At 46.4% G+C, this 10,883-nt stretch carries 8 protein-coding genes and 1 pseudogene; 6 read left to right on the top strand and 3 right to left on the bottom strand.

The features are described from left to right. Nucleotides 1-3,276 (bottom strand): two-partner secretion domain-containing protein (locus tag QUA62_RS03210; protein ID WP_333402330.1); only part of this gene is annotated, 3,276 nt, incomplete at its 3' end. Nucleotides 3,277-3,357: 81 nt separating this feature from the next. Here QUA62_RS03210 and rnhA point away from each other — a divergent pair. The 6 genes from rnhA (at nt 3,358) to QUA62_RS03180 (ending at nt 8,670) form a co-directional block, all read left to right on the top strand. Then, a complete protein-coding gene (gene rnhA, locus QUA62_RS03205) occupies nt 3,358-4,275 on the top strand; it encodes a ribonuclease HI (RefSeq protein WP_333217452.1) in 918 nt (305 codons plus the stop codon). Between the two features lie 246 nt (nt 4,276-4,521). Further along, complete coding sequence (locus QUA62_RS03200; protein WP_333402329.1) at nt 4,522-5,310, top strand: HipA family kinase; 789 nt, start codon at nt 4,522-4,524, stop codon at nt 5,308-5,310. Then, entirely contained in the window at nt 5,288-5,752 is a 465-nt protein-coding gene (locus QUA62_RS03195; protein WP_333281437.1) for a DUF3037 domain-containing protein, read from the top strand. The genes QUA62_RS03200 and QUA62_RS03195 overlap by 23 nt, the downstream gene beginning before the upstream one ends. Before the next feature lie 394 nt (nt 5,753-6,146). Next, nucleotides 6,147-6,560 carry an MAPEG family protein gene (locus QUA62_RS03190; protein ID WP_333281434.1) on the top strand — a complete coding sequence of 138 codons (414 nt, stop codon included), beginning with the start codon at nt 6,147-6,149 and terminating at the stop codon, nt 6,558-6,560. A gap of 151 nt (nt 6,561-6,711) precedes the next feature. Continuing rightward, nucleotides 6,712-7,587 carry a class D beta-lactamase gene (blaOXA, locus tag QUA62_RS03185; RefSeq protein WP_333281431.1) on the top strand — a complete coding sequence of 292 codons (876 nt, stop codon included), beginning with the start codon at nt 6,712-6,714 and terminating at the stop codon, nt 7,585-7,587. Nucleotides 7,588-8,031: 444 nt separating this feature from the next. Beyond that, a complete protein-coding gene (locus QUA62_RS03180; protein ID WP_333402328.1) occupies nt 8,032-8,670 on the top strand; it encodes a pentapeptide repeat-containing protein in 639 nt (212 codons plus the stop codon). Nucleotides 8,671-8,791: 121 nt separating this feature from the next. Here QUA62_RS03180 and QUA62_RS03175 read toward each other — a convergent pair. Both QUA62_RS03175 and QUA62_RS03170 read right to left on the bottom strand, forming a co-directional pair. Further along, nucleotides 8,792-9,151: pseudogene (locus QUA62_RS03175) on the bottom strand (glycosyltransferase family 2 protein); the annotation flags it as partial. Then, nucleotides 9,150-10,814: a WD40 repeat domain-containing protein gene (locus QUA62_RS03170; RefSeq protein WP_333402326.1), complete on the bottom strand. Its 1,665-nt coding sequence runs from the start codon at nt 10,812-10,814 to the stop codon at nt 9,150-9,152. The gene QUA62_RS03170 and the pseudogene QUA62_RS03175, both read right to left, overlap by 2 nt. Between the last annotated feature and the right edge of the window lie 69 nt (nt 10,815-10,883).

Raw genomic sequence — 10,883 nt, 5'->3', positions numbered from 1 at the left:
TGGTTGATTGGTAGTGACGATCGCACTATTGCCTTGAGTGTAAGAATTTATGAAAGATCGGCCCTGAGTAATCGTACCCACAGGATTACTGGCGATCGCCCCAGCAGTACCGTTAGTCGTCGCATCTCCCACCGCAAAAGGTATTGGCGGATTGACATCGCCGCCGCCGTGGCGGATCGTAACTGTACCCGGTTGAATGCCACCAAGAGTCGAGACGCTAAGAGGAGTGCCGTTTTGGTCAAAAGTACCCGTCACTCGAACTAAACCCGGAGTTGTGAGCTCAACATTACCGCCCGGAGCATTGATCCATGCAACACTGATATCATTTTGAGCGTTAAGATTTACTGTAGAAGTGCGATCGGCACTAACAACAGGATTAACATTTATTCGCCCAATTGCAATTTGGTTCCCCGCTAAAATTCCGACACTTTCGGCAGCACTTATATTACCAGTGGTGACTGTTCCCCTGCTGCTAGTGACATCAACTGCAACTCCCTGCAAGTCTCGTGAATTTACATCAAGCGGCGCTGTTACATTCACATTTCCTGTTGTGGCGTCCGTATTCCCAATATTAATACTTCCCGTATTGCTAGTTACATTAACTCCAACTCCCCGCAAATCCCCGGAATTTACATTTCCCGAACTTGTCAAATTGACATTTCCTCTTGTGGCGTCGATATTGCCAATATTAATACTTCCCCCATTGCTGTTTACATTAACTCCCACTCCCCGCACATCCCCGGAATTTACATTTAGCAGCGCTGTTAAATTGACAGTATTTTCTGTTGCTGTAGCGGTGTCAATATTAATACTTCCCGTATTACTATTTATATTAACTCCAACTCCCCGCACATCCCCGGAATTTACATTTCCCGAACCTATTATATTAATATTCCCAAGAGATGTAGTATTACCGATCGCAATATTTCCACTATCGCTATTGAGGTCAACGTCTCCACCTTGCAAACTCCCTGCATTTAAATCGCTGGACGATCTCAAATTAATAGTGCCAGTGCCAGCGTTAATCGATGCAACATTCATATTAGTTTGGGCATCCAAATTTACTGTAGAAATGAGGGGATTAACTGGATTTGTGGTCACAGGATTAACAGTTATTGCCCCTGTGTTGATTTCCTGTCCCGCTAGAATTCTGACATCTCCAGAAGTAGCGATCGCACCCGTATTAACGCTCCCATTGCTGCTGCTAGCATTGACAGTCGCAGCGGTGAGATTACCTACTGTTAAGTCCCTAAAAGCTGTCAAATTGATATTCTCAGTTGCTGTAATATTGACAGGTGTAGTATTAGGCACAATGATATTGGCATCAGTCAAAACCCCCAATGCCCCGGAGTTACTGGTAATATCAACATTAGATCCCTGCAAAGTCCCAAAATTCACATTGCCAAAAGCTCTGAGTTCGATCGCCCCGGAAGTCCCAGTATCGATCGACCCTGTTACTATATTGCCTCGAACAGTATTCAGACTAATACTGCCGTTGATATCAGCACGAGAAATGTCACTTGTCAATATAATATTGTCATTAGCTTGAATATTAATGGTAGAACTAGACGTTAATCTGCCCCCAACTATCACTCCGGCTTCCCTGCTTTCGATATTAATTTGACCGCCATTAATATCTCTAGTGGCGATACTTCCCGGCGCTGAAAAAATTACAGGCCCGCCTGCCGAAATATTTTCCACCGAAATCAAATTGCTAGATAAAAGTGGATTTGTAAATAATAGTGAATCATCTCCCAAAATGTCTGTAGTAAAATTAGGAGAATTTGCCAAATCTTGCACTCCCGCCCGCAGAATCAAGGCCGGACTGCTGGTTAAAATAGCAACATCTGGATCGTCGGGATTCCCATTTTCCCTACCCAATGCACTATCGGGGCCGGTAATTGTAATATCCTCGGCAACAATGCTCCCCTTCGCCTCGACTTTCAGCGAAACTCCGGTATAATCACCAAAGAAAACATCTCCTTCCGAACTGATAATCGGGTCAAATAAACTGACAAAGTTTCCCGGCATTCCCGACAAATTGCGAATCGAAAAATTGCCACCAGAAACAAAGTGGGAATCCCCCGAAATAACGCCGTTGCTAACCAAACTCAAATTGCCGCCGCTTTGGAATTGCGGGGGAAGAGATAAGCCGCCGATCGCATTTTGAGTGAGAATATCAATAGTGCGAGATCCCTGAATGTATAAATTCCCCCCAGCCTGCGCCAAAAAAGGATTCTGGGCGCTGTCCCTGACCCGCACCGCATCCCCACCCAGCAAACTCAAATCCCCCGTAGTTTGCAGCCTAGCGCCTGCTAGCGTGAGATTTTCCCCAGCCCATAAATTCGCACTTCCCGCATTCAACTGCGGCAGCCCAGACACATTAGCAGCAATCGCCACATCCCCAGAATTCACCTGCAAACCAGAACCCACAAGCCGCACAGAACCGTCATCCGCAACCGCAACACCCGCCGCCTGATTTTGCCCAGTACCTGTCAGCAACTGCGGCAAAGAAACAGGATTCAAAGTCTGTGGAGAATTACCAACATTTCCGCCCGTTGCTATTTCCAAACTCAACAAATGCCCCGGTTGACTAATGCGGAGAACATTTCCGCCCCCAACCGCAGCAACAGTAATTTGCCCGCCCGGGGCCGACAACTGCCCGGTACTAACAACCGTACCGCCAAGCAAAGCCAAATTTTGCCCCGGAGTCACCGCTAAATTGCCAGCATTAACAATACCTCCCGGTACACCCGCACTAAAATAAAAAGCATTTGGCGTACCCACCAAGGCGCTAAAATTATTTGTACCCGCAGCATTAAACCAATTTGAACCAAAACCGACACCATTGGCAGTAGTTGCAGTAAAAGCCGCCGGCACATTCAAACTCGCGTTCGGGCCAAACACAATCCCCGCAGGATTAATTAGAAAAAGATTAGAATTGCCGCCCGTGACAGTAATTAAACCGTTAATTAGCGAAGCGTCCCCGCCCGCAATTCGAGCTAATATATTCTGAATAGCCGAATTAGTCAGAAAATTAGCAATTTGACCTTCATTCAAGCCAAACTGCCCAAAACTGTGAAAAAGATTCGCGCCGTCTCCCGACAAACTGCCACCGTTGATATCATAGCGGTTGCCGCTGGGGGTGACAACAGTACCCGTACCGTCAGCCGCAGGCACTATGGGCTGTGCTTGCGCGAAAGTATTAAAAATTAACAAAGAAAAGGGACAAATAAATAGCCCGACCTTTTTAATCTTTAAGCTGGCATTTTTCATAGCAGCAAGTAAAACTATCTCAATTGCCTTAATTATCGCACTTGCAAACAAGTTACCTCTAAATAACAAATTAATTCGCTCATGACAACTCCCAAAATCAAAAGCCTCTACACAGACGGCGCTTGTTCCGGCAACCCAGGCCCAGGTGGCTGGGGTGCAGTAGTTTGCTTCGCCGACGGCAACTGTCACGAGCTCGGGGGTGGAGACCCCCAAACTACTAACAACCGCATGGAAATGCAGGCGGCAGTCGCTGCGCTGGAATTTTTTGCCAATTCCGGTCAAACCGAACCCGTCACTGTTTACACCGACAGCGAATACGTTAAAAACGGCATCACCAAATGGATTCAAGGCTGGAAAAATAAAGGCTGGAAAACCTCAACCGGCAAAGATGTTGTCAACCAAGACCTTTGGCACCGGCTAGACAAGCTGAATTCCCGGCAAATCAAGTGGGAACACGTCCGCGGCCACTCCGGCGACTTCTACAACGACAGATGCGATGAAATCGCCCGCAGCTTCTCCCACAATCTCACTCCCGAACTGCAACAGCAGAAACCAACTGCAGGTGAGACTCAGGCGGGCACTTTGGTCAGCGCGGCCGCACCGCCTCTAGGTTCGGAAAACACAATTGTTTCGGAAGGAACGGACACAACTGGTAACAAAACGATAGAATCCTATGTCATAACTTCTGACCTTCCGATCTCCAACTCTACCATGATGGACTCAACTGCCGATACCCTGGAGAACTTGCCCCGCGAGGTGAGGGTTCAGGACCTCCGCAATCTGATCGAAACGTTGCACATCGCCGACGAGGTTGCTACGAAAGGCTACTTGATTACCAGTTCTGAACTGGCTGATTTGATGGATGTAAATGCCAGCGCTGTCACCAGTCGGGGAGACAACTGGGTTTGGCGGAATTGGGTTGTTTCGCGGGTGCGGCGCGAAGGCAACCAAATTCTCTGGCAATTAGAGAGAATCGACCACGTTAGTACAACTGATTAGTGGTTAGTCATGAGTTATTAGTTGATTAATAACTGATGACTAATGACTGTCTCAAAGCAAGATTTGGCAAAATTCCGTAGGGACACAACAATGTTGTGTCCTTTTAGTCATCAGTTTAGTAAACAGACTATTTAACATCAGTCCCAGTTAAAAGAAAGAATCCAACTGTCTGTAAGCCCGTACTCCCAACCCTCATAAAATCAGTGATTTTGCATCTAAAATCTCAAATCGAAAATCTAAAATAGCATGAGTATCAGCTTGCGAACAGTCACTGCTACCAGATATGTCACTCCCTTACGCGAGGGCGGGTCGCTACCCGCGATCGTCGAAGCAGATGATGATGGTATGTACGTGCTCAAATTTCGCGGTGCGGGCCAGGGAGCCAAATCTCTGATCGCCGAGCTAGTGGCGGGAGAGATTGCTCGCGCCTCCGGGCTCCCAATCCCCGAACTCGTCTTTGTGGAACTCGATCCCGAACTGGCTCGCACTGAGCCTGACCCGGAAATTCAAGATTTGATCCGAGCAAGTGCTGGCCTCAACCTCGCCCTCGACTATCTCCCGGGCTCCATCACATTTGACCCGATAGCGGGGAAGTCCGAGGCGGATTTGGCCTCAGAAATCGTCTGGTTCGATGCTTTTGTAACCAACATCGATCGCACGTCGCGCAATGCAAATATGCTGGTATGGCACCGCCGGCTTTGGCTGATCGATCACGGTGCAGCCCTCTACTTCCACCACACCTGGAAAGATTATCTCTCGCGCAGCCGCGATCGTTTCCCCCCAATCAAAGACCACGTTCTGCTGCGTTTTGCCAGTACGCTGGAAGCGGCAAATTCAAAGATGACTCAAAGGCTAACGCCGGAAATCATTCGCAACATCGTTAAACTAATTCCTGATACTTGGCTGGTGGGAGATTCTCCTTTCAGCGATAGCAACCAACATCGGGATGCTTATATCGAGTACCTGCTAAATCGGCTAGAATCACCACATATTTTTTTGGAGGAGGCGATTAGTGCCCGATCGATTTCTGTATGATTACGCCATTATCCGCGTCGTTCCCAAAGTCGAGCGCGAGGAGTTTATCAACGTGGGGGCGATCGTTTCCTGCGGTACGAAAAAATTCCTCGAAGCCCGTATCGAAATTGATGAACAGCGCTTGATGGCGATCGACTCAACGTTGGATTTGGAAATGATTCGCAATCACCTAGCAGTCATTCCCATCATTTGTGCAGGCGGCAAGGAATCTGGCGCGATCGGTCAACTTCCCCACAGAGAGCGCTTTCACTGGCTCGTAGCACCCCGCAGTACGATCGTTCAGACATCGCGGGTACACACTGGTTTTTGCCAGAATCTACCGGGTGCGATCGAACACTTGCTCGATACAATGGTGCGACCGTCTTGCCGAAAACCCTCTGTAAACGCTCGGTTGCTAGCGGCGGGAATTGATACTCAGGAGATGCGATCGCACTCTAGTTAGCGTCAGCTTGTCGGTTAGATGCTGCTGTGAGCTTGGTGAGTTCCGAAAACAGCCAGAATCGAAGCATCCTCAAGCTGTTTTAGCTAAAAATGAGAACGCCAGAGCAAAATTCCTGACTGGTAATATCAAATCTGTTCGCATCGGAATTATTCATATCTCTCTTCTGTTCATCTGCGTGAATCAGCGTCAATCCCTTGTCATCTGCGGTTAATACCTTCTCTTTTTTTAACCCCAGATGAGGGCCGATTAACACAGATTAACGCAGATGAATTCTATCGATTCCGGTTGCACCGTCGGTGATTGTTGACTGTTGGCTGGATTTGACGCCCGACGATGTTACAGAATTCGATCTAACTTTTCTAAAGTCTTAGCAGCAGTTTCGCAAGGTAGAAATATGATGCAAATTGAACCGACAAATATGACTTTCCCTCTCTGGGGTTTAGCAATTTTCATTTTGTGGACGATCGCAGTTGTTGTTATGCTGCTGACAGTCAGGATTCGGCATCTATCTGCGGGCGGATCTGTAAAAGATTTCAGCACACAGAACGACGACAGCTTGCTTTGGCGACTATTTCGAGTACAATCCAACTTGATAGAAAACCTGCCTTTGTATTTGGGAGTTGTTTTTCTTCTAACAGTTAGGGGTGTTTCAGGAACAGCAGTAGATTTGCTGATTGTTGTGTACATCCTATTTCGGCTTGTACATTCAGTGATTCACATTGCTGGCCTCGATCCGAAGTTTCGGTTCTTCAGCTTAGTAATTCAGTTAAGCTGTTTGGTCGCCTTAACTATTATGGCAGTTTTGTAGGTGAGAAATTATGCAACTGCAACCTCTAGATAGTAGGATGCGTCAGGGGCAAACCTTAATTGTTGCTTACACAGCGTAAGTCAGACGCACCTTACAAGTCGATCGCCCCTGTGACATTAATGCCTGTGATTTGGCTAAATTATCGAAGTTTATGAACCGAATATCTCGTCGTGCGATCGCTGTTATTTTAATTGTATTAGGCTGCATTACTTTTGTTTTAGTTGGGCCACCGCAATCAGCCTTAACCGTGCCACCTCCCGTGCAAGAATCTCCACGACGGGGAGGAGATGTTGCTGAGACAATGAATTTTGGACGGCACTTTCAAGAACTAGGAGTTGAAGGCTCGATCGCAATTTACGATTTGAATAGCGATCGGATTTATCAACACAACCCGCAGCGTAACGCCACAGCTTTTTTACCCGCATCTACATTTAAGATTCTCAACTCTCTGATTTCCTTAGAAACAGGGGTAATTTCAGATGAGATTGCCATTCTAACTTGGGATGGAACTCAAAGGCAAATTCCCGCATGGAATCGAGACTTGAATATGAGAGAAGCCATGAAACTTTCCGCCGTTTGGTTTTACCAAGTTCTCGCCCGCCGAGTCGGACACGAGCAAATGCAAAAATGGGTAGCTAAAGTCGGTTATGGCAACCAAAAAATCGGTAACAAAGACGATATTGACAAATTCTGGTTAGAGGGAGAACTGCGAATCACACCCAACGAGCAAATTCAATTTCTCCGCCGTCTATACAAAAATGACTTACCCTTTTCTGAGCGATCGCTGTCTCTGGTGAAAGACATCATAATTGTTGAACAAACTCCAGATTACACAATTAGAGCCAAAACAGGCTGGGCAAATTTTGGAGAACAAACAAAGCCTCAAATTGGCTGGTATGTAGGTTATTTAGAAAAGGATAAAAATGTTTACTTTTTTGCTACAAACATTGACATCCGCAACCAAAATGACGGAGCGGCCAGAATAGAGTTAACGCGCCGTTGCTTCAAGGATCTTGCGCTGCTGTAAGTGCGTTATTTGTTCTCTTATATTGGCAAAAACGCCAGCGGATAGGCTAACGGGGACAGCCAAAACACCCATTTATTCGATGCCTGAGTTCGATCGTAGGAAGCCGAGTCTTGTACATCTTTTAGACTTACGAAAAAAAACCGATTTCTCCCAAAAAATGTGGATTTCTCCCGGAGATTTTGACGCAAAAACCTGGTTCTTTGCCCCGCGTGCGTAATATCAAATCCGTCGGTATCGGAATTATTTATCTCTCTTTTTCTTCCTCAGCTCCCTCTGTGGTCTCTGTGGTTTAATCATTCCGAAACTACCGTAAACTATATAAGTCCTATCTTTTAAAGAACTAGATAAAAAGTACCGCAGTAGCAACAGTTTAGAATCCGCGTCGCTTCAGCGCGGGGAGAGGTCTACTATAATTAAGGAAGACGCACAAACCCTGAATCAACAATGAAAAACCTGAGCTCGATCGGTTTAATGAACTGGCTGCAACCCAAACCAGAAACCGTTTTGCTATGCGACTCAAGTGCAGCAGCTTCTGAGATGGCATTCATGCTCAACGGTGAGTGGGATGGGTGCAATAGTTTGGTGCTCTCTAAATGCGACAAGGTAGCAATTGAAGCAGCCGCTAGTTTATTGGAGACATCGTGGTGCTACCAAAATACTTGCGAACCGGTTTTAATTCGGCTTGCAGTTGACGAATTTTTGCGCCGTTATGCGATTGGAGACAGGTTTTTTATTAATGCTAACTTGCGATGCGCGCAATTGAGCGAACTTTGCTTGGAAAACATTGATTTGAGTTATGCTAAATTGAATTTGGCTAACCTCAGCGGCACTAATTTAAGCAAAGCAAACTTAATGGTAGCACAAATGCAATCGGCAAATTTGAGTGGCAGCAATTTGAGTGGATCGCAACTTGTGAGGACGAATTTATCAGGAGCAAATTTATCTGATGCTAATCTCAGAGGTGCCGATTTGAGTTATGCAGATTTAAGCAATACTTGTTTAACAGGTACTGATTTAAGAGGTGTAAATTTAGCGAGAGTAGAATTAAGAAAAACTTCGTTAAATGGGGCGATTGTTGACTAAAATTCATGGCTGTATCGGGGGTGGGTCTCCTGCCCATCCCACGAAAAAAACATCAAAGGCTCTTGCTGGCGCTCTCTGATACGCGACTTATTAAAAAAGTCGGGGAACTTAGTATTAATGATTATTCATACTTCCGGCCGCGCCACTGAGTAGGCTGATTTAAAGCAGAAATTAGAATTCGCAAAAACGCCAACGGATCGGCCAAAGGTGACAGCCAAAACAGCAATTTACCCGATGCTTGAGTTGTATCGTAAGAAGGAGCGATCGCCAAACCCAAAGCCGATCGCACCGCAACCAAAAATACATTCAATCCCAACAGCCAAAAGTGCCCAAATACAGCAACCGGCGGCAGCGAACCAAACAGCAAATAGCACAACACAATCGGCACCGGCAAACCTTGAACCGCCAGCAACAGCCACAAATCACCCCAGATTTGACCGCTTGAAGCAGCATCTTTCAAATCCAGCGATCGCGCCCATTCATTCCCTATGAGCGATCGCGCCGAGAGCTTTTAGCGTCGCTTTCTGTGCTTCAGTTAAACCTGTAACCCCAGTGATATTCATGCCTTCGTAGAGTCGGGGTGGTTTCAGTATTTTTAGGCACTCACCCGTATTGACATCCCACACCCTTGCCGTTTCATCAGCACAGCCACTTGCTACAGTTTGACCATCCGGACTAAAACTGACTGAGTAGATTTGACGGGTATGTCCGGTGAGATTTCTGATACATCTTCCAGTGCTGACATCCCATAGCCTCACCGTTTGATCGGAACTACCACTAACCAAGGTTTTTCCGTCTGGGCTAAAGGCAACTGACCATACCCAATTGGTATGCCCAGTCAATGTTTTGATGCAGTTACCCGTATTGACATCCCACAACTTCAACGTTCGATCGGCACTAGCACTAGCTACGATTTGACCATCCGGACTAAAGGCAACCCAAGATACTTCATTTGTATGTCCAGTGAAGGTTTTTAAGCAACTGCCAGTGCTGGCATCCCATAGTTTTACACAGTCAAAACTGCTACTGGCTAGGGTTTTACTGCTGGGACTGAAAGTGACGAAAAATGGGGAGAAGAAAAATATGGAATTGCTAGGTTCGGTACAAGTTCGGAAACATTGACCCGTTTGACAATCCCACAACCTGATGCTCTGGTCAAGACCGCTACTGGCTAAAGTTTTGCCATCTGGACTAAAGGCAACTCCATATACCCAATCAGTATGTCCCGTGAACGTTTTTATGCACTTGCCCGTATTGACATTCCATAACTTCAGCGTTTTGTCAGCACCCCCACTAGCGATTGTTTTACCATCGGGACTAAATGCGACTCCTATGACTGATTTAGTATGTCCCGTGAACGTTCTCACGCAACTGCCAGTATTGACATCCCACAGCCTCAGTGTAGTGTCAACGTTGCCACTAGCTAAGAGCTTACCGCAGGGACTAAAAGGAACTGCTAATACACAACTGTTATATCCGGTGTGAGTTTTGAAACATTTGCCTGTTTGACAATCCCAAAACCGAATTGTAAGGTCAAAACTACCACTCACTACTATTTGACCATCTGGACTGTTGGCGTAGCCTGCGCTACGCGCATAGGTAACGGACTCTACGCGATCGCTATGTCCGATGAAGGTTCTTGCACAGCAACCCGTGCTAACATCCCACAACTTCACCGTTTTGTCATAACTACCACTCACTACGGTTTGACCATTGGGACTAAAAGCGACTGATGTGACTGCACTGCTATGTCCCGTGCAAATTTTAACGCACTGACCATCACGGATATCCCAAAGCCTGACTGTGCAGTCAGCACTGCCACTCGCTAGGGTTTGACCATCCGGACTGAAGGCGACTGCATAGACCGAATTCGTATGTCCGTACAACGTCTTAAAGCACTTGCCCTTGCGTAGATCCCAAAACTTTACCGTGCTGTCAGCACTAGCACTCGCTAAAATTTGACCATCCCGACTAAAGGCGACTGAATAGATTTCATTCGTATGTCCGGTGAACGTTCTAACGCAACTATCAGTCGTGACATTCCACAAATTTACTGTGTTATCAGCACTACCACTCGCTAAAATTTGACCATCCGGACTGAAGGCGACTGAGTAGACTATATTACTATGTCCGGTATACAGCACTTCCGGATGTTATGAGGTACAGTAGCAGCAATTAGTAAACCAGTTTTTAAGATGTTTCGGATTAATTAA

This window comes from Microcoleus sp. MON1_C1 (assembly GCF_036701945.1).
GTDB lineage: Bacteria > Cyanobacteriota > Cyanobacteriia > Cyanobacteriales > Microcoleaceae > Microcoleus.
The sequence above is the reverse complement of the archived record's forward strand: the minus strand, read 5'-3'. Positions and strand labels throughout refer to the sequence as shown.

Excerpts from the sequence above, each read along its gene's own strand:
- QUA62_RS03180 (WP_333402328.1), top strand. The coding sequence starts at position 8,032 with ATGAAAAACCTGAGCTCGATCGGTTTAATGAACTGGCTGCAACCCAAA.
- blaOXA (WP_333281431.1), top strand. The coding sequence starts at position 6,712 with ATGAACCGAATATCTCGTCGTGCGATCGCTGTTATTTTAATTGTATTA.
- QUA62_RS03190 (WP_333281434.1), top strand. The coding sequence starts at position 6,147 with ATGATGCAAATTGAACCGACAAATATGACTTTCCCTCTCTGGGGTTTA.
- rnhA (WP_333217452.1), top strand. The coding sequence starts at position 3,358 with ATGACAACTCCCAAAATCAAAAGCCTCTACACAGACGGCGCTTGTTCC.
- QUA62_RS03200 (WP_333402329.1), top strand. The coding sequence starts at position 4,522 with ATGAGTATCAGCTTGCGAACAGTCACTGCTACCAGATATGTCACTCCC.